A 24983-nucleotide genomic window follows, 5' to 3' on the forward strand; every position below is an offset into this window, starting at 1 on the left:
GGATCAGTAGCGGTAGTGGTCCGGCTTGTACGGGCCCTCGACCTCGACGCCGATGTAGGCGGCCTGCTCGGGGCGCAGGGTGGTGAGCTTGACACCGAGAGCGGCGAGGTGGAGACGGGCCACCTTCTCGTCGAGGTGCTTGGGCAGCACGTAGACGCCGGTGGGGTACTCGGCCGGCTTGGTGAACAACTCGATCTGGGCCAGGGTCTGGTCCGCGAACGAGTTCGACATCACGAACGACGGGTGACCGGTCGCGTTGCCCAGGTTCAGCAGACGACCCTCCGACAGAACGATGAGAACCTTGCCGTCAGGGAACTTCCAGGTGTGGACCTGCGGCTTGACCTCGTCCTTGACGATGCCCTCGATCTTCGCGAGACCAGCCATGTCGATCTCGTTGTCGAAGTGACCGATGTTGCCCACGATCGCCTGGTGCTTCATCTTGGCCATGTCCCCGGCCATGATGATGTCCTTGTTACCCGTGGTCGTGATGAAGATGTCCGCGCTCTCCACCACATCGTCCAACGTCGCGACCTGGTAGCCGTCCATCGCCGCCTGCAGCGCACAGATCGGGTCGATCTCGGTGATGATCACACGCGCGCCCTGCCCACGCAGCGACTCCGCACAGCCCTTGCCGACATCGCCGTAGCCGAAGACGACAGCGGTCTTGCCACCGATCAGGACATCGGTGGCACGGTTGATGCCGTCGATCAGGGAGTGGCGGCAGCCGTACTTGTTGTCGAACTTCGACTTGGTGACGGCATCGTTCACGTTGATCGCCGGGAAGAGCAGCGTGCCCTCAGCCATCATCTCGTAGAGACGGTGGACACCCGTGGTGGTCTCCTCCGTCACGCCGCGGATCTCGGACGCGAGCTGCGTCCACTTCTGCGGGGACTCACCCAGGGTGCGGTTGAGGAGGGTCAGGATGTAGCCGTACTCCTCGGAGTCCGCCGTGGACGGGTCCGGGGCGGCGCCGGCCTTCTCGAACTCGACACCCTTGTGGACGAGGAGAGTGGCGTCACCACCGTCGTCGAGGATCATGTTCGGGCCACCGGTGGGGGTGTTGGGCCAGGTCAACGCCTGCTCCGTGCACCACCAGTACTCCTCCAGCGTCTCACCCTTCCAGGCGAAGACCGGGACGCCCCGCGGGTTGTCGACCGTACCGTTCGGGCCCACCGCGATGGCGGCGGCCGCATGGTCCTGGGTCGAGAAGATGTTGCACGAGGCCCAGCGGACATCCGCGCCCAGCGCGACGAGAGTCTCGATGAGAACGGCGGTCTGCACCGTCATGTGCAGAGAACCGGTGACTCGGGCGCCGGCCAGCGGCTGCGAAGCCGCGTACTCCCGGCGGATCGACATCAGGCCCGGCATCTCGTGCTCGGCGAGGGTGATCTCCTTGCGCCCGAAAACGGCGAGGGAGAGGTCCGCGACCTTGAAGTCGGTGAATGCGGCAGTCATGTGGTGCTGCTCCTCGTGCGTAGAGAGGTGGGTACGGCTGAGCCGCGCACCGTCCGTGGGACGGCGTGCTTGGCGCTCAGTCCGTCGGGGGTCCTCTCTCCCCTCGGCCGGTCCCAAGGACCGCCCGACCGCCATCAGCAGCGACGCCTGACACTGATGACGAATCTACACCGATCGGCGGAGCGGGGCCCAGGCGACGGAGGGGCAAGTCTCGGCCGGAGTTCGGGGCCTCCGGCAGCGAATCCGGGGCCTTTCGGACTTTTGATGCACCCCCTACATGCGGAAGGATGCCGGTGGGTCGAGTTGTACGCGCGGCCCCGCAGGACCAAGGCATGTGGCGTGAGGAGATTCCAGTGACCAGTCCGGCAGGCCCTCCCGACAGCGGGGACGCGAACGGGCAGAAGCCCGTGAAGTTGGTCGCCGTCACGGCGTGTCCCACGGGCATCGCGCACACCTACATGGCCGCGGAGAAGCTCCAGCAGGCCGCCGACCGCCTCGGCATCTCGATGAAGGTGGAGACGCAGGGCTCCATCGGGGCCGAGAACGTACTCACTGACAACGATGTCAGAGAGGCGGACGGGGTCATCATCGCGGCCGACAAGGAGGTGGACCGAGAGCGGTTCGCCGGCAAGCGCGTGCTGTCCACGGGCGTCGCGGACGGCATCCACAAGCCTGAGGAGCTCTTCGAACGCGTGCGCACCGCGCCGGTGCAGGCCGGGACCGCGGCGGCCCCGGGCAGCGGTGGCGGCGGCCGGCAGCGCAGCCAGGCGTACAAGGCGCTGATGAACGGCGTCTCCCACATGATCCCGTTCGTGGTCGTGGGTGGCCTGCTGCTCGCCGTCTCCCTGTCGCTCGGCGGGCACGCGGACGCCAAGGGCGGGCTGGTCATTCCCGACGGGACCTTCTGGTTCTACGTCAACAAGCTCGGCGTCACGGGCTTCAGCCTGATGCTGCCGATCTTCTCCGGCTACATCGCCTACGCGCTGGGTGACCGGCCGGCGCTCGTACCCGGCATGATCGGCGGCTTCCTCGCCGCCGACGCCGTCCACATCTACGGGGCCGATGCGAACGCCGGCTTCCTGGGCGCCATCGTGACCGGCTTCCTCGCGGGTTACCTGGTCGTGTGGATCAAGAGGGTCAAGGTCCCCAAGGTCATCCAGCCGATCATGCCGATCATCGTGATCCCGATCCTGTCGACGCTGGCACTGGGCCTGTTCTACATCTACGTGATCGGCCAGCCGATCTCCTGGGTCTTCACGCACCTGACCAGCTGGCTGAACGGCATGACCGGCTCCAGCGCGATCGTGCTGGGCACCCTGATCGGCCTGATGATCGCCTTCGACATGGGCGGCCCCGTCAACAAGACCGCGTTCCTCGTCGCCGTCGGCCTCATCGGCACCAACAACCACGTCATGGGCATGGCCGCCGCGGCCATCCCCGTCATGCCGCTCGGCCAGGGACTGGCCACGCTGCTGCGCCGCAAGCTCTACAGCGACGAGGAGAAGGAGACCGGCCTCGCGGCCCTGTTCATGGGCTTCTTCGGCATCTCGGAAGGTGCGATCCCCTTCGCCGCCGCCAGGCCCGCCCAGGTCATCCCGGCGAACATGCTCGGTGGTGCGGTGGCCGGTGCGATCGCCGGTGTGGCCGGGGTCCAGGACTCCGTACCGCACGGTGGTCCGATCGTCTCGCTGTTCGGTGCGATCAGCGGTGTCGCGATGTTCTTCGTGGCCATCGCGGCCGGTGCCGTGGTGACGGCGCTGACGACCAACGCGCTGATCGAGATCAAGCAGCGCCGCGACGGTACGACCGGTGCTCCGGCGGCGCTCTCGCCGGAGCAGGTCCTGGTCGGCGCCGGTGTCGGGGCCGGGGTGGGCGTCGGTGCCGGGACCGCCGTACGGTCGCAGGCCGCCGCCGCGGCTCCCGTCGTGGCCGCGGGTCCGCCGGAGGTGCTGTCCGGCTACCTCACCGAGCAGACCGTGAAGACGGAGCTGGCCTCGGACTCCAAGGAGGCCGCGATCCGCGAGATGGCGCGGATGCTGGCGACCACCGGGAACGTCCGCGACGTGGACGAGCTCGTACGGGTCGCGCTCGCCCGGGAGGCGCAGGGCACGACCGGTCTCGGCGAGTCCATCGCGATCCCGCACGCCAAGACGGACGCGGTCACCCGCCCGACGGTGGGCTTCGCCCGGTCCGACGAGGGCATCGAGTGGGGCGCGCTGGACGGCACGAAGGCCCGGCTGGTCTTCATGATCTCCGTGCCCGAGGCCGCCGCCGGTGACGAACACCTGCGGATCCTGGCGCTGCTGTCGCGCAAGCTGATGGACACCGGCTTCCGGGAGCGGCTGCAGTCCGCGCCGGACGAGCCCGCGATCCTGGACGTCCTGCGCGAGATCCGGTAGCCGCGCAGCCACCTCGCCCGGGCCCCCCACCTGCAGGTGGGGGGCCCGGCCCGTACAGTGCGGCCGCGGATCTGATCACGGAAACACACAAGGGGCGGGATCGTGGACATACGGGGCGGGGTGCCGGGGCGCCGGACCGGGGTGGCAGCGGTGGTGCTGGTGGTGCTGGGTGCGGTGCTGAGCTGTGCCGGCGGCATCGGCGGGTACTTCTTCATGCCGACGAGGGTCCTGCCGTCGGACCACATGAGGCCGTCCTACCCGGCGGGCTCCTCGATGGTCTTCAACCTGCTGATCACCGGGGTGGAGCGCGGGGACGTGGTGCTCTTCGACGCCGCGGCCTGGGGTGAGCGGAACCTGTCCGTGGAGCGGGTGGTGGCCGTCGGCGGCGACCACATCGCCTACGCGCCCGGCGACCGGACGTTCACGCTGAACGGGAAGCCCCTGGCCGAGCCGTACGTGCTGGACGGCGACCCCGTCGCGGGCACGCCCGGGGCGTTCAGCGTGACGGTGCCCGAGGGCCGGCTGTTCCTGCTGGGCGACACACGCGGCAACTCGGCGGACTCCCGCTACCGGTTCCAGGCGACGGAGCACGGGACCGTTCCCGTGTCGGCCGTGAAGGGCGCGGTGATCGACGCGGGCGATCCGCTGGTCTTGGGCCTGCGGTCGGCGCTGTTCGGCGGGATCCCCGTGCTGGCCGCGGGCGTGGCGTGCGTCGGCGTCGCCCGGCGGCAGCGGCGCCGGGCGACGGCGGCCGCGGCGCAGCCGGTGTTCGCGGGGCAGGTGCCGCCGGGGGGCTGAGGGTCCGGGGTGCGGCGAAGGCCCCCGTACGGCCGCGGGTGCGGCTGTACGGGGGCCTCGGTACGCCGCCGGAGCGCGGTCAGTGGCCGTCGCCGCCCGGGGACTTGGCCGGGTTGGTGCCCTTCGCCGCGGCTTCGGCGTTGAAGATGTCCGGCTCCAGGTAGATCACGCGGGCGATCGGGACGGCCTCGCGGATGCGGGCCTCGGCGGCGTTGATGGCGTTGGCGACCTCGGTCGCCGTGTCGTCGCTCTGGACCGAGATCTTCGCGGCGACCAGCAGCTCCTCGGGGCCGAGGTGCAGGGTGCGCATGTGGATGACGCCGGTCACCACGTCGCCGTCGACCACGGCGGCCTTGATCTTCTCGACGTCCTCGGTGCCTGCGGCCTCGCCGAGCAGGAGCGACTTGGTCTCGGCGGCGAGCACGATCGCGATGACGATCAGCAGGACGCCGATGCAGAGCGTGCCGATGCCGTCCCAGATCCCGTCCCCGGTCGCGAGGGCGATGCCGACGCCCGCGAGGGCCAGGACCAGGCCGACGAGGGCGCCGAGGTCCTCCAGGAGGACCACGGGGAGCTCGGGGGCCTTGGCTCGCTTGATGAACTGGCCCCACGAGAGGTTCCCGCGGATCTCGTTCGACTCCTTGATCGCGGTGCGGAAGGAGAAAGACTCCGCGAGGATCGCGAAGACGAGAACGCCGATCGGCCAGTACCAGTGCTCGATCTCGTGCGGGTCCTGGATCTTCTCGTAGCCCTCGTAGATGGCGAACATGCCACCGACGGTGAACAGCACGATGGAGACGAGGAAGGCGTAGATGTAGCGCTCGCGCCCGTATCCGAAGGGGTGTTGCGGCGTTGCCTCGCGCTGGGCCTTCTTTCCGCCGAGCAGGAGCAGGCCCTGGTTGCCGGAGTCCGCCAGCGAGTGGACGCTTTCCGCGAGCATCGACGACGAGCCGCTGAAGACGAAGGCCACGAACTTGGCCACGGCGATGGCCAGATTGGCGGCGAGTGCCGCCACGATCGCCTTGGTACCGCCCGACGCGCTCATGGTTGCGATGTGTCCCTTCCTCGGTGCGGCGCCCCTGTGCGGGACGCCGCGCTACGGCCGCAGATTCTCACAGCCACCGGTAGGGACGGTACGTCAGACCACCACGGTGGCACGGAAGACGGTGCCGCTTCCGGACAGTTCGACCTTTTCGCCGGCCGGTACGAAGACCGACTCACCGGGGGCCAGGGTCAGTTCGCCGGACTTCGTGGAATCCGCCTTCGGGGACCCCGCCGTGCACAGCAGGATCTGCGGGGTGGCGTCCGGGACCGGCCGGGGGGCGCCGCCGGGGGCCAGGACGAAGCGGGAGAGCCGGAATTCGTCGATGGGGGTCTCGTAGACCTCCTCGCCGTTGCCCTCGGGTCGCAGGATCGCGGGGTCGCCGGGCTCGAAGATGGTGACCTTCAGCAGCTCCGGCACGTCCACGTGCTTGGGGGTGAGCCCACAGCGCAGGACGTTGTCGGAGTTGGCCATGAGCTCGACGCCGAGGCCCTCGATGTAGGCGTGCGGAATGCCGGCGCCGAGGAACATGGCTTCGCCGGGCTGGAGCCGCACGTGGTTGAGGAGCATCGCGGCGATGACGCCGGGGTCGCCCGGGTAGTCGTGGACCAGTCCGGCGTACGGGGCGTACGGGCCCCCGAGCCGCTGCGCGGCGGCCGCGGCCTCGGTGACCGTACGGGCCATCTCGGCGCGGTCGGCGGTCAGGACGGCGGTGAGCACCTCGCGCAGGGCCGCCTCCTCGGGGTGGGCCCGCAGGAGGTCGGCGTAGGGCTTCAGGGAGTTGACGCCGAGTCCCTCGAGCAGCTCGGCGGCCTCCAGCGGCCGGCGGAATCCGCACAGGCCGTCGAAGGGGGTGAGTGCGCAGATCAGCTCGGGCTTGTGGTTGGCGTCCTTGTAGTTGCGCTGCGGTGCGTCGATCGGGACGCCGCGGCGCTCCTCGTCCGCGAACCCGGCACGGGCCTGGTCGAGGTCGGGGTGGACCTGGACGGAGAGCGGGGCGCCGGCGGCGAGGATCTTGAGGAGGAAGGGGAGCCGGGGGCCGAACTTGGCGACTGCGGCGACTCCGAGCTCGCCTTCGGGGTCGGCCGCGATGACGTCCGACAGGGCGCTCTCGCCGGTTCCGCGGTCGAGGCGGGAGGGGGCTCCGGGGTGGGCACCCATCCACATCTCCGCCTGGGGTTCACCGGTGGGCGCGACTCCGGTGAGCTCGGGGATCGCGGTGGTCGATCCCCAGGCGTAGGGGCGGATCGTGTTCGTGAGGCGGTCCATCGATCGGTCTTCCTGCAGTAGTACGGGCACGGGATCGTGTGCCTCAGCTGTGTCCCCCGGAGGCCAGCGCCAGGTAGGCGGTGGCGAAATCCGTGACGGCTAGGAGTTCGGCGAGCTGTTCGAGCTCGGTGCCCTCCTCCGGTTCGAGCTCGCTGATGGCCGTGTCGTGGCTGAGGGCGAGCTCTCGTGCGGCAGGGGCGGCCGTCAGTCCGCCGGCGGGCCGGTCGCGCAGCAGGACGATGCGTGCGCGAAGGGCCTGCCGTTCTTCCACTCGGTCGCGGAAGAAGTCTTCGGGGTCGGCGCCGGCGGCGAAGTCGCCGGCGAGCAGGACTCCGTGGGCCGGCAGGGCCTCGGGGAGGTCGGCGGCGAGCGCCGGGCGTCCGGCGAGTTCGGCGAGGGTGGCGGCGAAGCGCCGGCCGGCGGGTGCGGCGCCGACGCCCTCGCTCCAGATGAGCGGGAGGGAATCGGCGAGCTCGGAGGCGAGGGTCTTGGCCGGGTTGGAGTAGGTGGCGATGGCGGGCCCGCAGCGTTCGGCGGTGCGGTCCAGCCGGTCGGCGACGAGCTGCAGCGTGTGCGGGGCGGCGGCGATCAGGCCGACCCGGTCGAGGAGCACCAGCAGCGGGGTCAGCAGTGCCCACAGGGCGCCGGGGCCGGCCGCGGCGGATTCGTCGTACTCCTGGTACGGGGCTTTGGCCATCGGTACGAGGAGCCCGTGCGCGCCGTCCACCGCCTCGCTCAGCGGCGAGCGCTCGGGGGCGACGGCGACGACGGTGGAGCCGCGCCGGTAGGCCTGCTCGGCGAGGACGGCGAGGCCGGGCTCGGTTCCGTCGGTGGTGGCGATGAGCAGCAGGTCGACGGGTCCGGCCCAGCCGGGCAGGGTCCAGCGCAGCGCCCCGGCGGCGTGCGCGACGCCGGTCGGGTGCAGGCGGATGACGGGCGCGGAGGCCCCGGCGAGCGCTCCGAGCAGGTCCGCGACCCCGGTGGCGGCGGTGCCGGGCCCGGCGATGAGGACGGCGCGGGGGCGGCCGTCGGGGCGCAGGTCTCCGAGACCGGCCTCGGTGGCGTGCCGGGCCGCGGTGCGCACCCGTGCTCCGGCGTCCGCGGCGCCGCGGAGGAGGCCGCGGCGGTCGGCGCGCGCAAGATCGTCAGGTGCGTCGAGGAGCGGCTCGTCGAGCATGGCGGCCTCCGGCTGTTCGGGTGACTGAACCTACGAGGTGACGGAACCAGTCTCAGCTTTTGCGCGGGGTGGCGGTAGGAGGCTCAGGCGGGACGGCGCGCCTCGTCGACGAGGAGTACCGGGATGCCGTCGCGGACCGGGTAGGCGAGACCGCAGTCCTGGCCTCCGGTGCAGATCAGCTCGGGGCTCTGGGCGTCGGCCGACTTGTCCTCGAGGGGCGAGTGGCAGGCGGGGCAGGCGAGGATCTCCAGGAGGCCGGCTTCGAGCGGCATGGGGCGGTTCCCTTCGGGGATGTGGCGGGGGTGGGGATCGGGCCCGGTCAGCCTACCGCCGAGTCACCTCCGGTGCGGGCTGGAGGTGACTCGGCGGTCCGGCGCTGATCAGGTGCGGTGAGCGGGTGCGGTGAGCGGGTGCGGCGCCGTTGCCCGGGGCGCCGGATGCGCGTCAGGCGCGGATGAGGGCCAGGACCTCGTCGCGGACCTTGGCGAGGGTGGCGGCGTCGCGGGCCTCGACGTTCAGGCGCAGCAGCGGCTCGGTGTTGGAGGCGCGCACGTTGAACCACCAGTCGGTGCTGGTCACGGTGAGGCCGTCGAGCTCGTCCAGGGTGATGTCCTCCTGGCCGCCGTACGTCTCCTTGACGGCGGCCAGGCGGGCCGCCTGGTCGGCGACGGTCGAGTTGATCTCGCCCGAGCCCGCGTAGCGGTCGTAGGAGGAGACCAGGCCGGAGAGGGGGCCGTCCTGGCCGCCGAGGGCCGCGAGGACGTGGAGCGCGGCGAGCATGCCGGTGTCCGCGTTCCAGAAGTCCTTGAAGTAGTAGTGCGCCGAGTGCTCGCCGCCGAAGATGGCGCCGGACTTGGCCATCTCCTCCTTGATGAAGGAGTGGCCGACGCGGGTGCGGACCGGGGTGCCGCCGTTCTCGCGGACGACCTCGGGTACCGACCAGGAGGTGATCAGGTTGTGGATCACGGTGCCGGTGCCGCCGTTGCGGGCCAGCTCGCGGGCCGCGACCAGGGCGGTGATGGCGGACGGCGAGACGCCCTCGCCGCGCTCGTCGACGATGAAGCAGCGGTCGGCGTCGCCGTCGAAGGCGATGCCGAGGTCGGCGCCCTCGGACTTCACGCGGGCCTGGAGGTCGACGATGTTCTTCGGGTCGAGGGGGTTGGCCTCGTGGTTGGGGAACGTCCCGTCCAGTTCGAAGTACATGGGGACCACGTCCAGCGGGAGGCCCTCGAAGACGGTGGGGACGGTGTGACCGCCCATGCCGTTGCCGGCGTCGACGACGACCTTCAGGGGGCGGATGGCGGTGAGGTCCACCAGGCCCTTGAGGTGGTCGGCGTAGCCGGTGAGGGTGTCCTGCTCGGTGACGGTGCCCGGGACGGTGCCGGCGGGGATCGCGGGGGCGCCCTCGTCGCTCCACTTCTCCGCGAGCTCGCGGACGGTGGAGAGGCCGGTGTCCTGGCCGACCGGGGCGGCGCCCGCGCGGCAGAGCTTGATGCCGTTGTACTGGGCCGGGTTGTGCGAGGCCGTGAACATCGCCCCGGGCAGGTTCAGCTTGCCGGAGGCGTAGTACAGCTGGTCGGTGGAGCACAGCCCGATCAGGGTGACGTCGACGCCGCGAGCGGCCGCGCCGCGGGCGAAGGCGGCGGACAGGGCCGGGGAGGAAGGCCGCATGTCGTGGCCGATGACGATCGCCGTCGCCCCGGTCACCTCGACGAAGGCGGCACCGAACAGTTCGGCCAGGGGTTCGTCCCACTCGTCCGGCACGACGCCTCGTACGTCATAAGCCTTGACGATGTTCGAAAGATCGGTGGCCACTGCCTGCCCTCCTGAAGGTGATGTGCGGGGAAGCAAACCTACCGTGGATGCAGTACGGCTTTTCGGATGAGCCGAATGTCAGGTTTCTGGCGAACGCAGGACGCGCAGGTGTCCGCGACGGGTCTCACCGGTGGCCGGACCGCCCTGGCCCGCTCCGCCGCCGGCCCCGGCCGCGCGCTCCGGAGGGCGGGCCGCTTCGCGTACGGCGTTGGCGAGGGCTTCGAGGTCGTCGCCGGTGGGACGGGAGGGCGAGGACGCGCCGGTGAGGCGTACGACGTCCCAGCCGCGCGGGGCGGTCAGGCGCTCCGAGTGCTCGGCGCACAGGTCGTAGCAGTGGGGTTCGGCGTAGGTGGCGAGCGGGCCGAGAACTGCGGTCGAATCGGCGTAGACGTACGTCAGTGTCGCGACGGCAGGGCGGCCGCACGCGGTGCGCGAACAGCGACGTACAAGGCTCACGACGTTGGACGGTACCGCACTCTTGACCGGGCCGCGACGACTCGCCCCCCGGCCGGCCCCGTGTCGTGCGAACGCCCCCGCCCCGGTGGGGGCGTTCGGGCTACCCTGCGTGGGTGACGGACAGCACTCTGCCTCCCCCTCCCCCTTCGGCACCCCTTCCCGGCGGCTCCTCCACCGGTGAAGCGCGGGTACGGCGGCGCGACCGGCACGGGCGGGGGATGCGCGGGCCGGTGGCTCCGCCGCAGGTGCCGCTGTCGGCGAGCCGGGGGGAGCTCTTCGGCGATCTCGTACGGGACTCCGTGGAGCGCCTGGAACGGCGCTGGCCGCAGCTGGCGGAAGTGGAGTTCATGGTCGGCGACGTCCCCGGCCCGCCGGGAGGCGCGGACGCGGGCTGGAACGACGAGGCGGTCCCGCTGGGTGCGCTGGTGGAGGCCGGGGGCGGGCGGCCGGCGCGGATCGTGGTGTTCCGGCGGCCGGTGGAGATCCGGGCCAAGTCGCGGGACGAGCGGGCGATGCTCGTGCACGAGATCGTGGTGGAGCAGGTCGCCGAGTTGCTGGGGCTGTCGCCCGAGACGGTGGATCCGAGGTACGGGGAGGCCTAGGACCTGTCGAGCCGGGCCCGGCCTGCCCCGTGCGGCGGTGCGTCAGCTCTGTGCGGTGTCGTCGCCCGCCTGCCCGGCGGCCTCGGCCGTGTCCGCCTTCTCGCGCATCTTGCGCACCAGCTCCGCCTTCTGGTCGGCAGCGCCCTGGCGGTCGAGGTTGCGGTGCGGACCGTTGTTCTGCCGTTCGGCGCGGGACTGCCTCTTGCGCTGGCCGCCGCCCTGGCCCACGGGGTTGTTGATGTTCTTGCTCACGGTCATGGGTTCTCCCGGTAATGATGTGAAGTGATCTACGGATTCATCGGTGGGGGGGACGGGCGGCGACGTCGAAGGCCGTCAGCAGGGGCCCGTCACGCCCTCACTCGTGAATCGGCGTCTGGAAGAACATGACGAAGGCGTCACCCGGTTCCGTAGGGATCATCTCACTTGTCCCCCGCCGTCACGGAACGACCGTCAGCGGGCGGTGAGCACCGTGAGGTCCTGGGTGGCCTTGGGGACCGCGACCGTGGAGTGGTCGTCCGTCAGGGTCTGGACCGTGAACATCGGGATTCCGTCGCGCGGGATCGTCAGGGTGCGGGCCGCGTGGACCGGGCCGCCGGAGAGGGTCTCGACCGTCACGGCGTAGGAGCCCTTGCCGCCCGTCGGGGCGATCTTCAGGGTCTGGGTCGTGCCCGCCTTGAGCGTGACCTCCTGGGAGGCCGCCTCACCGCCCTCCGTGCCCGGCGAGGCCGTCACCCTGACCTTCGCGTCGGCCCCGGACGCGGCCGTCAGCGACAGCACCGTCGCGTTCTCGTCGGTGCGGTTGTCGGCGACGGTCGCCCGCGTGCCCACCGGGGCGGCCGCCTGGATGAAGGCGATGTCCTGCTTGGGTCCGCTGCCGCGGGCCACCCGGAGCGCCGCGACCACCGGGACGGCCGGCTTGCCGTCGGCCGGGGACAGGATCAGGGAGCCCGCCTCGCCCCGGGTGACGTCCTTGAGGTCGACGCTCGCGGTCATGCCGGCCTTGACGTGGACCTGCTCGCTTTCCGCGGGGCTGATCGAGCCCGACGGCCCGGCCAGCCGGAGCTTGAGGTCCACGTCGTCCTCGCCGGGCGCGAAGACCACCAGCCGTACGGAGGTGGCGTCCGCCGGGATGCCGGGCATGACCAGGGTCCCCGCCGGGTCGACGGAGGCGGGCAGCCAGTCGGAGCCGATGCCCTCCTCGCCCGCCTGGGTGGTGGCCCCGACCCGGCCCGCACGGGTGGTCACGTGCGCGGTGACGTCCGCGAGCTGCGCGCCGGGGGCCAGGGAGGTCAGCGAGATGGCCTTGCTGGACTTCGGGTCGATGCGGATGTTCTCGCTGGTGCCCGCTTCGGTCTTGACCGCGCCGTCGGGGCCGAACAGCTTGATGTCCACCACGGCCGCGGTGTCGTCGGGGTTGGTGAGGTGGATGTAGTCCTCGCGGCCCTTGGCGGTGCTCACGCCGGGGAACCAGAAGTCGGTGCCGGCCGCGGTGCAGCCCACGCCGAGCAGGCCGCGGTTGCGGCCGACCGAGACCACGGTGGTCTGCTGCGCGCTCCAGCCGGGGGCGAGGAATCCGTCGGCGATGCCGGTGAGCGCGGGGGCCTCGGCTCCGGAGGCCTTGGCGCCGACGGGTTTGCCCGGCTCCTTGAGCTCCAGTACCTGCTTGGCGTCCTTGGTCGCGCCCAGCAGCCGGGCCGTGCCCTTGGCGCCGGCGGCTGCCGCCCCGGGGGTGATCGCCGTGTACACGGTCTCGGCGATGTCGGAAGTGCTGGGCGCGGGGCACACCAGCAGGGACCTCTCGACCGGCATCCGGGCCGCCGCCTTGCCCTGCGCGGCGGCGGGGGTCCCGCCGGCGGTGGGCGCGGTGAGGGCGGCCAGGCCCGTGACGGCGGCCAGGGCGGCCGTCACCGCGGCGAGCGTGAGGGGTACGCGCTGCTTCACTGCTGGGGGCTCCCGTCCGGACGCGGGGCGTGCTGCCCGTCCTGCTGCCCGTCCTGCTGTCCGTCGTGCGGTCCGTAGGCATCGTAGGGCTCGTACGGCTGGCCGTGCTGCCCGTGTTGCTGCCCGTGCTGTTCCTGCTGCTGGTAGGGCGGGTACGGCTGCTCGTACGGGTACTGCCCGTAGGACTCCCGCCCGCCGTACTGCTGCGGCTGCTCCGGCTCCTGCTCGTACGGGTACTGCTCGTACGACTGCGGCTGCTGCGGCTGCGGCTGGCCCTGCTGCTGGCCGTAGGCGTAGCCGCCCTGGTCGCCGTACGCCTGCTGGTAGGCGTACGCGTCCCCCGCGCCGTACGCCGGCTGCGCCGGGATCTGCGCGTACGGGTCGGCCACGACGGCCGCCTCCGCGGGGGCTTCGGTCTCCGTCTCGGACTGCTCGCGCAGCCGGCGGGCGCGGCGGCCCTCGCCGGCCTCCTCGGCCGCGGGGGCGTCCTCCTCGGGCAGGTCGTCGTCGAGGCGGGCGCGGCGGCCCGGCAGGGCCATCACGAGGAGCACCAGGGCGAGCAGGCCCTGGGCCCAGTGCCAGGCGGTCCGGGTGAGGGCGTCCTCGTGGACGAGGTCGAGCCTGCCGCCGTCGGCGGGGAGCTCGAAGGCCTGCGCCCAGCCGTCGAGCGTCTTCGCCTTGAGCGGCTTGCCGTCGAGGGTGGCCCGCCAGCCGGGGTCGGCCTTGTCCGCGATGCGCAGGACGCGTCCGGCCTCACCCTCCGGGATCTTGGTGTGGGCCTCGACGGGGCCGGAGGCGACGGGGATCGGCGCCTCGCCGGGCTTGCCGGGGACGATGACCGCGCGGGAGACCTGCCGGTCCACCCGCCACAGGGCGCTGCCCTCGAGCTTGCTGAGGCGGCTGAGGCCCGGGGTGGCGTCGAGGACGCGGCCGATCTGCGGCGGGGCTCCGTCGCGGACCAGGACGTAGCGGATGGCGAAGCCGCCGAGCTGGTCGGTCTGGTCGGCGCCGGAGCCGGCGACGAGGCTGGAGACGACCTTGTCGAGGCGGGTGTCGCTGCCGGCCTGGGCACCGAGCTCGGCGTCGCCCAGGCGGCCGCCGGAGCCGCGGACCAGGCTGTAGGAGACGGCGGCCGGGGTGGTCGCCCCGAGGACGAGGGTGCGGGCCTGGTCGCGGGTACCGCTCTCCTCGGCGACGAAGGCGGGGACCTGCACGGGGTCGCGGCGCTCCAGCGGTCCGGCGGCGCCGCTGAGCATCCAGCCGGCCGCACCGATCAGCGGGCCGACGGCGGCGGCGAGTGCGATCAGGGCGGCGAGGGGCTGGCGCCAGCCGAAGCTGCGGGCGGCCACGCGCTCCTTGGCCCCGTCGGCGCCGACGGCGGCGGCGGCCAGCAGGGCCAGTCCGTAGACCAGGGTGGCGGGGCCGGCCCAGGCGGTGCGGTTGACGAGGACGGCGAGGACCAGCGCGGCCAGCGCGGTGGACCAGGCGATGCGTACGGCGAACTGCCGGTCGGTGCGCAGCAGCGCGCCCAGGGCGGCGAGGACGATGCCGATGAGGATCAGCCCGCCGGCGGTCCGGGGTCCGCCAGGGCTGATGCCGAGCAGGTCCAGGGCGGTGGCCGAGCCGGCTCCGTAGGACAGTCCGGCCTCGCGCAGGAAGCGGGCGGGGTGGGTGAACAGGGTCAGCGACCAGGGGGCGAGGACCAGGAGCGGGACGCCGAGGGTCGCGAGGAGGCGCGGGGCGTACGTCTTCCAGTGCGCGCGGCGCAGGACCAGCGCGGCGGCTCCGAGGACGGCGGCGAGCGGCCAGACGACGGGGGTGAACGCGGCGGCCAGGGTCAGCAGCAGGGTGTAGGTCCAGGCCGAGCGCCAGCTGCCCTCCACGGTGCCGGTGCCGGTGCCCGCGGTGTCCTGGCTGCCGAAACCGAAGGCGGCGACGGCGGAGCGGGCGATCAGGGGGAGCAGGATCGCGAGGACGGCGGTGCCGAGGCGGCCGCCGGCGAGGGCTCCGGTGACGGCGGGGAGGAAGGCGTAGGCGACGGAGGCCCAGGCGCGCAGCAGCCGGGATTCCACCAGCGGCCGGGAGGCGAAGTAGGCGGTGAGTCCGGCGAGCGGGACCGAGCAGACGAGCAGCAGGGTCAGCGCGGCGTTGGTGGAGCCGAAGAGCAGGACGGACAGGGCGCCGAGGACGGCGAGGTAGGGCGGGGCGCCGGCGGTGGAGCCGGTGCCGACGGGCTGCCAGTCGTCGGCGTGGACGCGCCAGAGGTCGAGTCCGCCGCCGGGGGCGGGGAGCAGGGCTCCTCCCATGAGGGAGCCGCCGCCGAGCAGGGAGCGGCAGGCGATGACGGAGACCAGCAGGAGGAGCGCGAAGAGGACGGGCGCGGGCTTGCGGGCGATCCGCTTGAGGCGCGCGAACTGTTCGATCTCCAGGTAGTCGGCGTCGTCTCCGCCGGGCCCGGATTCGACGGCTCCGCCGTGCCGGCCGGCGGCGGCGGCTTCGCTGTCGCCGTCGGCGCCGAAGTAGCCGGCGAGCTGTTCGGCATTGGCGCGCAGGGTGGCGCCGGGCGGCGGGAAGAGGGGGCGCAGTTCCTTGGCCGGGACGGCGGGGCGGCCGCGTCTGCGGCGGGCTCCGAGGATGCGGCCGGGGCGGAGCAGGGTGGCGAGGAGGCCGGTGACCTCGTCGACGGCCTGTCCGGGGGCCTTGCCGACGAGGTAGGCGAGGGTGCGCAGGAGGGTGCCGACCAGGACGCGCAGCAGGACGTACGGCAGGGCGCGGGCGGAGCTGTTGGCCAGCATCGTGTAGACGGCGCCGGCCTTGTCGACGCGGTGCGGGCTGGCGGCGGAGCGGCCGGCGCAGTCGACGGTGCGGCGTTCGCGGGCGGAGGCCTCGGCGTGCCGCAGGACGGCGTCGGGGGCGATGAGGACGGCGTGGCCGGCGCTCTGGACCCGCCAGCACAGGTCGACGTCGTCGCGCATGAGGGGCAGTCGGCGGTCGAAGCCGCCGAGGGCGTCGTAGACGTCGCGGCGGATCAGCATGCCCGCGCTGGAGACGGACAGGACGGGCTGGACCTGGTCGTGCTGGCCCTGGTCCTGTTCCCGGCGGTCGAGGCCGGTCCAGCGGCGGCCGCTGCGGGCGATGGTGACGCCGACTTCGAGGAGCTGCTTCTTGTCGTACCAGCCGCGCAGTTTGGGACCGATGACGGCGGCGTCGGGGTTGTCCTCGGCGACGCGCAGCAGTTCGGCGAGGGTGTCGGGCTCGGGCGCGCAGTCGTCGTGGAGCAGCCAGAGCCACTGGACGGGTTCGCCGTGGGGCAGGTCCGGGAGGTCGTAGGTGTCGTCGCGCCAGGTCCGGCTGACGGGGTCCCAGCCGGAGGGGCGCTTGAGGTACGGGAGGTCCTCGGGGGTCAGGGTGCCGGCGGTGCGGGCGGCCTCGTCGACGGCGGCGCCGAAGCCGGTGCGGCGGGCGAGGTGCAGGACGCGGTCCTCCCCCAGGGCCTCGCCGAGCAGTCGCGCGGAGTCGTCGGCACTGCCGGTGTCGGCGGCGACGTGGTTCTGGGCGGGGCGTTCCTGACCGAGGAGACCGGCGAGGGTCCGGGGCAGCCAGCGGGAGCCGTCGTGGGCGACGATCACCGCGGTGACAACGTGCCGGGGGAACTCTGGGGCGGCGGCAGCCTGGTAGGAGGCGCTCGACTGGCTGTGCAGGGACATCGCGGTACGGGCCCTCCGGCCGGGGGTCCGGGGGTGGTGTGCCCTCGGAGGCTGCTGGACAGGCGCCCCACACTAACGGCTTGGGAACACAGCGGTCCGCCTCCTGCGGGGAAGGTGCGGGAGGCGGACCGTTTGCTCTGGTCGTCATGGTGTTCGTTGTACTGCGATTTGTGGCGTTGCGTGCACTGGCGGGTGCACGGGTGGCCATACCGTCGGATATGCCGCCGGGTGTGGCGCTGGATATGTCATGGATCGCGCCGTGGGCGCCGGCCGGTGCGCGCCGTGCGCGCTTCAGACGGCGGCCTTCTTCAGACGTCGTCGCTCGCGCTCGGACAGGCCGCCCCAGATGCCGAACCGCTCGTCGTTGGCGAGTGCGTACTCAAGGCATTCGGAGCGGACTTCGCAGGCGAGGCAGACCTTCTTGGCCTCGCGGGTCGAGCCGCCCTTCTCGGGAAAGAAGGACTCGGGGTCGGTCTGGGCGCAGAGAGCTCGCTCCTGCCATCCGAGCTCTTCGTCCGCCTCCTCGACCAGCAGTTCCTGAACCAGCTCGGTCATGTGCGCCCCTCGCTTTGTCTGTGCGTCCCCGTGGTGGTGTCGTTACTCATCGCTACCTAACGACACGAGTGAAATTACAAGTGTGAGGCTCCAGAGCAGTCAAGCCGAGATCTGCTATTGGGCCCCTTATTCACTCTGCGGAACCAAGCCTATGCAGAAAGTGTTCATATCGCCAAAAATCGTGACACATGCCACACGTGTCACATGCGGGACTCCTCCCCCGCAATCGACGCATCACTCTGCGGTGTGGTTCCGATCCGGCCGAAGAAGCGGCCTAGATCACATTTCAGCCACAGGATGACATCGCACGGTTTTACGGGTTTGAGAGCCGCCACGGCGGGATGCAGTGCGACTTGCAGCGCCACATCCCCTGATAGCGACTGCACAAACCTTTCTCCGGGCACCGTAACCGGATGAGGTGAAACTTTTCCACCAAATCGGACATTGGGTTGACAGTCCGGCCTCTGAGACGGTCTCCTTGTTGCCATGTCAGCGCATGCAGCCACCACCGGGACCCCCATTCGTGGGTTCCTGTGCGCTGCGCAGGTTCGCTGTTGCTGTTGCAGCTGTTGATGCCTCGGGAGCTTCGGCTCCTCTGAGCTCCGGCCAGCCCCCCACAGCACCCGCCTGCATGACTGACATCCGTCGAGGAACCCCCCGATGAACCGCACCAGCACGCTGAACGCCACCCCCACCGCGGCCCCCACGGCCCCCAGCACCCACGCTGCCCCCACGGCCGCCACGGCCTCCGCCGACTCCGCCGCCCCCGCGATGGTCGAGAGCGACCTCCAGATCGCCGGCGACATCCTCTCCGTCCAGCACCTCCTGCAGCCCGCCCGCGAGCACCCGGCCACCGTCGCCGAGTTCGTCGGCCTCGCCCGCTCCATCGCCGCGGACCGCTCCGAGTGGGAGCACCTGGTCGAGTACGACGCCACCACCCGCTGGTACCACCGGCTGCGCACCGGTCCCGGCTACGAGGTCTGGCTGCTCAGCTGGGTCCCCGGCCAGGGCAGCGGCCTGCACGACCACGGCCCCTCCTCCGGCGTGCTGACCGTCCTGGACGGCGAGCTCACCGAACACACCGCCCGCGGCCGGCTCACCCTCGGCGCCGGCTCCCAGCGGGTCTTCGCCCCCGGTTACGCCCACGAGGTCCAGAACGACAGCCTCGACGGAGCCGTCAGCCTGCACGTGTACTTCCCGGGCCTGACCGAGATGCCCATGCACAGCTGCTCCCCGGCCCGGCCCGAGGCCCTCCCGGTCTGATCCCGGCGCCGCCCGGCAGTCCCCATCCGTCACCCGACCACCGCCCCTCAACGGACGGCGGGCGGCTGACAGACTGTCCGCATGCGCATTGTTGTTCTGGCCGGCGGCATCGGCGGCGCCCGTTTCCTCCGCGGTCTTCAGATCGCGGTTCCCGACGCGGACATCACGGTCATCGGCAACACCGGTGACGACATTCACCTGTTCGGGCTCAAGGTGTGCCCCGATCTGGACACGGTGATGTACACCCTCGGCGGTGGCATCAACGAGGACCAGGGCTGGGGCCGCACCGACGAGTCCTTCACCGTCAAGGAGGAACTCGCGGCGTACGGGGTCGGACCGACCTGGTTCGGCCTCGGCGACCGCGACTTCGCCACCCACATCGTCCGTACGCAGATGCTCGGCGCGGGCTACCCGCTCAGCGCCGTCACCGAGGCCCTCTGTGACCGCTGGCAGCCCGGCGTCCGGCTGCTCCCCATGTCCGACGACCGGGTCGAGACCCACGTCGCGATCACCGAGGCAGGCACCGGCGAGCGCCGGGTCATCCACTTCCAGGAGTACTGGGTGCGGCTGCGCGCCGAAGTGGACGCGGAGGCCGTCGTCCCCGTCGGGGCCGAGCGGGCCAAGCCCGCACCCGGCGTGCTGGAGGCCATCGCCACCGCCGACGTGATCATCTTCCCGCCGTCGAACCCCGTGGTCTCGGTCGGCACCATCCTCGCCGTACCCGGCATCCGTGAGGCCGTGGCCGCCGCCGGGGCGCCCGTCGTCGGCCTCTCCCCCATCGTCGGGGGCGCGCCCGTGCGCGGGATGGCCGACAAGGTGCTGGCGGCCGTCGGCGTCGAGGCGACGGCCGCCGCCGTCGCCCTGCACTACGGCACCGAACTGCTCGACGGCTGGCTCGTCGACACCGCCGACGCGGACGCCGTCGCCGAGGTGGAGGCCGCCGGCATCACCTGCCGGGCGGTACCGCTGATGATGACCGACCCCGCCGCCACCGCCGAGATGGCGCGAGCCGCGCTCGCGCTCGCGGAGGCCTCCCGGTGACCGGCGGGGACCTGCCGCCCGCCTATCTGGTGCGGGCCCTGCCCGGGATGCCCGAGGTGCGCCCCGGCGACGACCTGGCCGCGCTGATCGCCGCCACCGGCGAGCCGCTGCGGGACGGGGACGTCCTGCTCGTCACCTCGAAGATCGTCTCGAAGGCGGAGGGCCGGATCGTCCGCGCCGATTCGCGCGAGGAGGCGATCGACGCCGAGACCGTACGGGTCGTCGCGCGCCGGGGTCCGCTGCGGATCGTGGAGAACCGGCAGGGGCTGGTCATGGCGGCCGCCGGCGTGGACGCCTCGAACACCGCCGCCGGCACCGTCCTGCTGCTGCCCGAGGACCCCGACGCGTCGGCCGCCGCGATCCGGGCCGGGCTGCTGGAGCTGCTCTCCGTGGACGTGGGCGTGATCGTGACGGACACCTTCGGGCGGCCGTGGCGCACCGGGCTCACGGACGTGGCGATCGGCTCGGCCGGCGTCCGGGTCCTGGACGACCTGCGCGGGGGCACCGACTCCCACGGCAACCCGCTCAGCGCGACGGTGGTCGCGACCGCCGACGAGCTGGCCGCCGCCGGTGACCTGGTCAAGGGCAAGGCCGCCGGGCTGCCGGTGGCGGTGGTGCGCGGGCTGGCGCACGTACTGGGCGAAGGCTCCTCGGCGGCGGACCTGGTCCGCTCGCCGACCGACGACATGTTCCGGCTGGGCACCTCGGAGGCGGTACGGGAAGCCGTGACGCAGCGGCGCACCGTACGGGCCTTCACCTCCGAGCCGGTCGACGCGGGCGCGGTCCGCCGGGCCGTGGCCGCGGCCGTGACCGCTCCCGCTCCGCACCACACGACGCCGTGGCGGTTCGTGCTGCTGGAGTCCGCGGGTGCGCGGCTGGAGCTGCTGGACGCGATGCGGGACGCGTGGATCGCGGACCTGCGCCGCGACGGCAGGTCCGAGGAGTCCATCGCGAAGCGGGTCCGGCGGGGCGATTTCCTGCGCGCCGCCCCCTACCTGGTGGTGCCGTGCATGGTCACGGACGGCGCGCACGACTACGGGCACGCGCGGCGGGACGCGGCCGAGCGGGAGATGTTCGTCGTCGCGATGGGTGCGGGCGTGCAGAACTTCCTGGTCGCGCTGGCCGGGGAGCGGCTGGGCTCGGCGTGGGTGTCCTCGACGATGTTCTGCCGGGACGTGGTGCGCAAGGTGCTCGGGCTTCCGCAGGACTGGGATCCGATGGGGGCGGTGGCCGTGGGACACCCGGCGGGCGCTCCGGCGGAGCGGGCGTGGCGGACGGCGGAGGCGTTCATCGAGGTCCGCTGAGCCACTGGCGGCCTTCAGAGCCTGCCGATGTCACCTCGCGGCATCCGGGGGGTGCGGCGGGGCGGGACGGCTCCGGACAGCAGGACGAGGCGGGCCGCGCGGTGGCGCTGACCGGCGTACGGGGCGAGGAGCTCCAGCATGGCGGCGTCGTCGGCGTCCCGGTCCCCGGCCAGGGCGTAGCCGACGATGCCGGGCAGGTGCAGGTCGCCGGTGGTGACGGCGTCGGGGGCGCCGTTGCTGCGCTGGAGGGTCTCGGCGGAGGTCCACGGGCCGATGCCGGGGACGGCCTCCAGGCGGGCGGTGGCCGCCGGGAGCTCCATGGCGGCGGCCTCTTCGAGGCGGGCGGCCACGCGGGCGGCGCGCACGACGGTGGCGGAGCGCTTGGCGTCGACGCCGGCCTTGTGCCAGTCCCAGGAGGGGATCAGCGCCCAGGTTCGGGGGGCTGGCATGACGTACAGCTCCGGCGGGCACGGGCCGGGGGCGGGCTCGCCGTACTGCCGTACGAGGCGGCGCCAGGCGCGGTAGGCCTCGTCGGTGGTGACCTTCTGCTCCAGGACCGTCGGGATCAGGGTCTCCAGGACCAGCCCGGTACGGGTCAGGCGCAGGCCCGGGCGGCGGCGGTGGCTGGCGTGCACGAGCCGGTGGCGGGGGACGAAGGCGGCGGGATCGTCGGCGGCGCCGAGCAGTTCGGGCAGCCGGTCGAGCATCCAGTCGGCGCCGGGCCCCCAGGCCTCGGCGGCCACCTCGCCGGCCTGTCGCGCGACCCGGAGCGTGACGGGGCCGTCCGGCGTCCGGGCGGCGCGCCAGACCGCTCCCGGGGCGGTACGGAAGGTGGGGTCGGCGGGGCCGCGCCTGAGGGGGCCGAGCGTGAGGCCGAGGTCCAGGGGGCCGGGTGGACTCCACGTCCGGGTCCGGTGGCTCCCGGTCCCCTGGCGGGGGGCGTTGCCGGAGTCCGGGGCGGAGCCGTTGCCGGAGTCCGGGGCAGCGCCCAGGTCCGGAGCCAGGCCGTTGCCGGAGTCCGGGGCCAGGCCGTTGCCGGAGTCCGGAGCCAGGCCGTTGCCGGAGTCCGGAGCCAGGCCCAGGTCCGGAGCGGGAGCGTCGCCGGAGTCCGGAGCCAGGCCCAGGTCCGGAGCCAGGCCGTTGCCGGAGTCCGGGGCCGGGCCCGAGTCCGGGGCAGGGCCTGGGGGTACGTCGGTGCGGCCGCCGCGGATCGCGGTGCGGGTGAGGGGGTCGAAGCGGCCGGCCATGCCTTTGAGCGTAGCCCTGCGGGGCTCTCCCCTACCCGCCCTTCCCCCGTTCCCCGGGCTCTGCCCGGACCCCGCGCCTCAAACGCCGGCGGGGCTGGAGGACGCCGAGGCTGCGCCCGGACCCGCCGCCCCAAACCCTGGCGGGGCCGGAGGACCCCGAGGCTGCGCCCAGACCCGCCACCCCAAACACCGACGGGGCCGGAGGACCCCGGGGCTGCGCCCAGACCCGCCACCCCAAACACCGACGGGGCCGGAGGACCCCGGGGCTGCGCCGGGACCCTCCTCCAGCTACCGCTGGGAGGTGCCCCCTGCCCCAAACGCCGGCCGGGCTGGAGGATCCGGGGGCCGCGCCCATGCCCATCGCGTGTGCGGCGCCGCTCTTAGGGGCGCCGGCCCCCGGACCCGCGCTTCAAACGCCGGCCGGGCTGAAAGATCGCCTCAAACGCCGGCGGGGCTGGATTGGCAGCGTCAGCCCGAATGTGGACGCCGGCGGGGCTGGTGAAGCCAGCCCCGCCGGCGTTTGAGGCGAGGGGACCTCCCAGCGGTAGCTGGGGGAGGGTCTGGGCGGAGCCCAGGGAACGGGCGAAGGGTGGGTCAGGGGCTTCGCCCCGCAGGGGATGGCCGCGCGCACCCACCCCCCGGGCCACGGCGGGTGAGTCAGGGGCTTCGCCCCACAGGGAATGCCGCCATGCACCACCCGCCAGGCCACAGCGGAGGGGGCAGGAGCTTCGCCCAGCAGGGAGTGCCGCCGTGCACCACCCGCCAGGCCACGGCGGAGGGGTCGGAGCTTCGCCCCACATGGGGTGCCGCCCGCACCCACCCCCCGGGGCCACGGCCGAGGGGTCACGGCTTCGCCCCACAGGGAGTGCCCCCCGCACCCACCCCCCGGGGCCACGGCCGAGGAGGACGGCGGCCGCGCCCCGGCCAAGGCGTACGAGGCCGCGCCCCCGCACAGCGCGTAGGACGCCGGGGGCACGAGCCAGCGGGTAAGGGCCCGGGCTCCGACCAGCACGTAAAGGCCCTGGGCTCCGGCCAGCCCGCAGGAGGCCGGGCTCCGACCAGCACGTAAAAGCCCCGGGCCCCGGCCCGCCCCCAGGAGGCCCGGGCTTCGACCAGCGTGTAAGAGCCCGGGGCTCCGGCCGGCGCGTAGCGGCCGGGGGTGGGCTCAGGGGCGGCCCTGGAGTTTGGCCGAGGTGGTGCGGGTGGGGGGGAGCTGGCCGTAGAGGAGGCGGCCCGGGCATTCCGTCGCGAAGCCGTCGCGGTGGCCCGAGATGACGTTCATCCGGACGTTGCTGCCCTTGGTGTAGAGGTTGCCGCCGCCCGACTTGAGGGTCGTCTTCGCGCGGGGGTCGGCTCCGAAGAGGCCGAGCTTCCAGGCCGTGAGTCGGGCCACCGCGTCCACCGCCGCCTTCGGGGGGGCCGCGGAGGTGAAGGTGCCGATCACCGCCACGCCCATGCTGTCCGTGTTGAAGCCCATGGTGTGCGCGCCGAGCACCGGCTTGGCGACTCCCCCCGCCCGTCCCTCGTAGACGGTGCCGCACTTGTCGACGGCGAAGTTGTAGCCGATGTCCCGCCAGCCGCTGCTGACCACGTGGTAGCGGTACAGGCTGCGCAGCACCGCCGGGGCGTCCTTGCAGGCGTAGTTGTTGCCCGAGGCGGTGTGGTGGACGAACGCGGCCTTGACGGTGTTCGTGTAGACGAAGCCCTTCTCCCGCAGCTTCTCGTCCGCGCCCCATCCGAGCCGCGTGACGATCCGCGGGCGCGGGCCGATGTACGGGCGGGCGGCGGCCTCCAGCGAGCCGTCGGCGAGGACGGCGTCGGCGGTGGAGTCGGCCTTGTTGAGGGCGGTGATCTCCTGGGCTCCGAGGGGGGCCATCGGGACGTTCGCGGAGGAGGACTCCGCCGTCTCCATCGTCATGCCGGGCAGGAGTGCCAGTTCGCCCTTGTCGTCGTCCATCTGGGAGTTGCCCGCCTGGCCGAGCTCACCGATCTCACGTGTCGCGCCGATCTCACGTGTCGCGCCGATCTCACGTGTCGCGCCGATCTCACGTGTCGCGCCGATCTCACGTGTCGCGCCGATCTCACGTGTCGCACTGGTCTCGTGCGTCGCACTGGTCTCGTGCGTCGTGCTGGTCTTGTGCGTCGCACCGATCTCGTGCATCGCAGCAGTCTCACGAGTCGCCCTGATCCCACGGACTTCATCAGTCCTACGGGCCTCACCGGTCCCACGGGCCTCGCCAGTCAGGCCCTTCTCAACCGTCTCTCTGGACTCGCCGGCCCGCCCCGCCCCGCCCGTCCGGCCGTTCTTGCCGTCCGCGACGGGCCGGTCCGCGCTTCCCGGGTCGACGAGTTCGATCCGCATGCCGGACGGGAGGCGGCCGGTCACCGGGCGTGCGCCCCTTTCCGCCTGGACGCGGACCTCGACCCCGTCGGATTCGCCGACCCACAGCGGGGCGGTGCTCCCGCGGACGTGGCCGGAGCCGCGTTCGGCCGTGTCGAGGTCGGCGGCGTGTTCGCTGTTGTGGGTTTCGACGTCCTGCCAGTCGGACCAGGCCGAGGTGGCCACGGAGCGGGTGCGGACCTGGACGCGGCCGTCGAGCTGGGTGCTCGCGTCGTCCCAGACGACGCCGACCAGCGAGAAGGTCTTGACGTCGCGCGCGGCCAGGCCCCGCGCCTCGGGGAGCCGGGGCGAGGTGCTCATGCCGGGGACGCCCGGGGTGCGGTCCGCCGCGGGTCCCACGGGGACCAGTGGCAGCGACTGGGTGGATCCGGCGGGGGCCACCGGAGCGGCGGCCGGCACCGTTGCCGCCGTCGGAGCGGCGAGGGCCGTAGTGGGGAGCGCGAGCGGCAGGGCCAGTGCGGCAGCCGTCGCGACGCCGATCGAGGAAGCAAGGAATGCACGCATGAAAAGG

The 24983-nt window shown here is 72.7% G+C and carries 19 protein-coding genes; 6 read left to right on the forward strand and 13 right to left on the reverse strand.

What is annotated here, in order from left to right:
- Window positions 1-3: 3 nt before the first annotated feature.
- Window positions 4-1455 carry an adenosylhomocysteinase gene (gene ahcY, locus OG389_RS15010; RefSeq protein WP_328298986.1) on the reverse strand — a complete coding sequence of 484 codons (1452 nt, stop codon included), beginning with the start codon at window positions 1453-1455 and terminating at the stop codon, window positions 4-6.
- Between the two features lie 353 nt (window positions 1456-1808).
- Between ahcY and OG389_RS15015 the strand changes: the two genes are divergently transcribed.
- Both OG389_RS15015 and lepB read left to right on the forward strand, forming a co-directional pair.
- Entirely contained in the window at window positions 1809-3854 is a 2046-nt protein-coding gene (locus OG389_RS15015; protein ID WP_328298987.1) for a fructose-specific PTS transporter subunit EIIC, read from the forward strand.
- 102 nt (window positions 3855-3956) lie between these two features.
- The gene (gene lepB, locus OG389_RS15020) at window positions 3957-4652 is read left to right on the forward strand and encodes a signal peptidase I (RefSeq protein WP_328298988.1); all 696 of its coding nucleotides are present in this window, start codon (window positions 3957-3959) and stop codon (window positions 4650-4652) included.
- Between the two features lie 79 nt (window positions 4653-4731).
- On the opposite strand, the gene OG389_RS15025 is transcribed toward lepB, so the two are convergent.
- The 6 genes from OG389_RS15025 to OG389_RS15050 all read right to left on the reverse strand — a co-directional run bounded on the left by OG389_RS15025 (window position 4732) and on the right by OG389_RS15050 (window position 10411).
- A complete protein-coding gene (locus tag OG389_RS15025; RefSeq protein WP_328298989.1) occupies window positions 4732-5697 on the reverse strand; it encodes a cation diffusion facilitator family transporter in 966 nt (321 codons plus the stop codon).
- Window positions 5698-5790: 93 nt separating this feature from the next.
- Window positions 5791-6963 (reverse strand): mannose-6-phosphate isomerase, class I, encoded by a 1173-nt coding sequence (gene manA / locus OG389_RS15030; RefSeq protein ID WP_328298990.1) that lies wholly within the window; start codon window positions 6961-6963, stop codon window positions 5791-5793.
- 43 nt (window positions 6964-7006) lie between these two features.
- Window positions 7007-8140, reverse strand: coding sequence for an SIS domain-containing protein (locus OG389_RS15035; protein WP_328298991.1), 1134 nt, complete (start codon window positions 8138-8140; stop codon window positions 7007-7009).
- 83 nt (window positions 8141-8223) lie between these two features.
- Complete coding sequence (locus OG389_RS15040) at window positions 8224-8412, reverse strand: Trm112 family protein (RefSeq protein ID WP_328298992.1); 189 nt, start codon at window positions 8410-8412, stop codon at window positions 8224-8226.
- Window positions 8413-8584: 172 nt separating this feature from the next.
- On the reverse strand, window positions 8585-9955 hold the full coding sequence (locus OG389_RS15045; RefSeq protein ID WP_328298993.1) for a phosphomannomutase/phosphoglucomutase: 1371 nt from the start codon (window positions 9953-9955) through the stop codon (window positions 8585-8587).
- Window positions 9956-10033: 78 nt separating this feature from the next.
- Window positions 10034-10411: a DUF3499 domain-containing protein gene (locus OG389_RS15050; protein ID WP_328298994.1), complete on the reverse strand. Its 378-nt coding sequence runs from the start codon at window positions 10409-10411 to the stop codon at window positions 10034-10036.
- A gap of 113 nt (window positions 10412-10524) precedes the next feature.
- Between OG389_RS15050 and OG389_RS15055 the strand changes: the two genes are divergently transcribed.
- Window positions 10525-11013, forward strand: a complete 489-nt coding sequence (locus tag OG389_RS15055) for a metallopeptidase family protein (protein ID WP_443059278.1) — start codon at window positions 10525-10527, stop codon at window positions 11011-11013.
- Between the two features lie 42 nt (window positions 11014-11055).
- Here OG389_RS15055 and OG389_RS15060 read toward each other — a convergent pair whose 3' ends face one another.
- From OG389_RS15060 to OG389_RS15075, 4 genes are all read right to left on the reverse strand, one after another.
- Entirely contained in the window at window positions 11056-11271 is a 216-nt protein-coding gene (locus OG389_RS15060; RefSeq protein ID WP_328298995.1) for a DUF6243 family protein, read from the reverse strand.
- Between the two features lie 192 nt (window positions 11272-11463).
- Window positions 11464-12954 carry a DUF5719 family protein gene (locus OG389_RS15065; RefSeq protein ID WP_328298996.1) on the reverse strand — a complete coding sequence of 497 codons (1491 nt, stop codon included), beginning with the start codon at window positions 12952-12954 and terminating at the stop codon, window positions 11464-11466.
- On the reverse strand, window positions 12951-16661 hold the full coding sequence (locus tag OG389_RS15070; protein ID WP_328298997.1) for a glycosyltransferase family 2 protein: 3711 nt from the start codon (window positions 16659-16661) through the stop codon (window positions 12951-12953). Before OG389_RS15070 ends, OG389_RS15065 begins: the two co-directional genes overlap by 4 nt.
- Before the next feature lie 291 nt (window positions 16662-16952).
- A complete protein-coding gene (locus tag OG389_RS15075; RefSeq protein WP_112450237.1) occupies window positions 16953-17216 on the reverse strand; it encodes a WhiB family transcriptional regulator in 264 nt (87 codons plus the stop codon).
- Window positions 17217-17987: 771 nt separating this feature from the next.
- Here OG389_RS15075 and OG389_RS15080 point away from each other — a divergent pair.
- The 3 genes from OG389_RS15080 to OG389_RS15090 all read left to right on the forward strand — a co-directional run bounded on the left by OG389_RS15080 (window position 17988) and on the right by OG389_RS15090 (window position 20824).
- Window positions 17988-18479, forward strand: a complete 492-nt coding sequence (locus tag OG389_RS15080; RefSeq protein ID WP_328303793.1) for a cysteine dioxygenase — start codon at window positions 17988-17990, stop codon at window positions 18477-18479.
- Between the two features lie 81 nt (window positions 18480-18560).
- Entirely contained in the window at window positions 18561-19520 is a 960-nt protein-coding gene (cofD, locus tag OG389_RS15085) for a 2-phospho-L-lactate transferase (protein WP_328298998.1), read from the forward strand.
- The gene (locus OG389_RS15090) at window positions 19517-20824 is read left to right on the forward strand and encodes a coenzyme F420-0:L-glutamate ligase (RefSeq protein WP_328298999.1); all 1308 of its coding nucleotides are present in this window, start codon (window positions 19517-19519) and stop codon (window positions 20822-20824) included. Before cofD ends, OG389_RS15090 begins: the two co-directional genes overlap by 4 nt.
- Before the next feature lie 14 nt (window positions 20825-20838).
- Here the strand turns inward: OG389_RS15090 and OG389_RS15095 are convergent, their stop codons facing one another.
- Window positions 20839-21816 (reverse strand): DNA-3-methyladenine glycosylase family protein, encoded by a 978-nt coding sequence (locus OG389_RS15095; RefSeq protein ID WP_443059430.1) that lies wholly within the window; start codon window positions 21814-21816, stop codon window positions 20839-20841.
- Between the two features lie 1420 nt (window positions 21817-23236).
- Window positions 23237-24976, reverse strand: a complete 1740-nt coding sequence (locus OG389_RS15100; RefSeq protein WP_328299000.1) for a peptidoglycan recognition protein — start codon at window positions 24974-24976, stop codon at window positions 23237-23239.
- Window positions 24977-24983: the final 7 nt, after the last annotated feature.

Source organism: Streptomyces sp. NBC_00435 (assembly GCF_036014235.1).
GTDB lineage: Bacteria > Actinomycetota > Actinomycetes > Streptomycetales > Streptomycetaceae > Streptomyces.

Excerpts from the sequence above, each read along its gene's own strand:
- OG389_RS15080 (WP_328303793.1), top strand. The coding sequence starts at position 17,988 with ATGGTCGAGAGCGACCTCCAGATCGCCGGCGACATCCTCTCCGTCCAG.
- OG389_RS15035 (WP_328298991.1), bottom strand. The coding sequence starts at position 8,140 with ATGCTCGACGAGCCGCTCCTCGACGCACCTGACGATCTTGCGCGCGCC.
- ahcY (WP_328298986.1), bottom strand. The coding sequence starts at position 1,455 with ATGACTGCCGCATTCACCGACTTCAAGGTCGCGGACCTCTCCCTCGCC.
- OG389_RS15070 (WP_328298997.1), bottom strand. The coding sequence starts at position 16,661 with ATGTCCCTGCACAGCCAGTCGAGCGCCTCCTACCAGGCTGCCGCCGCC.
- OG389_RS15025 (WP_328298989.1), bottom strand. The coding sequence starts at position 5,697 with ATGAGCGCGTCGGGCGGTACCAAGGCGATCGTGGCGGCACTCGCCGCC.
- OG389_RS15040 (WP_328298992.1), bottom strand. The coding sequence starts at position 8,412 with ATGCCGCTCGAAGCCGGCCTCCTGGAGATCCTCGCCTGCCCCGCCTGC.
- manA (WP_328298990.1), bottom strand. The coding sequence starts at position 6,963 with ATGGACCGCCTCACGAACACGATCCGCCCCTACGCCTGGGGATCGACC.
- OG389_RS15100 (WP_328299000.1), bottom strand. The coding sequence starts at position 24,976 with ATGCGTGCATTCCTTGCTTCCTCGATCGGCGTCGCGACGGCTGCCGCA.
- cofD (WP_328298998.1), top strand. The coding sequence starts at position 18,561 with ATGCGCATTGTTGTTCTGGCCGGCGGCATCGGCGGCGCCCGTTTCCTC.
- OG389_RS15075 (WP_112450237.1), bottom strand. The coding sequence starts at position 17,216 with ATGACCGAGCTGGTTCAGGAACTGCTGGTCGAGGAGGCGGACGAAGAG.
- OG389_RS15060 (WP_328298995.1), bottom strand. The coding sequence starts at position 11,271 with ATGACCGTGAGCAAGAACATCAACAACCCCGTGGGCCAGGGCGGCGGC.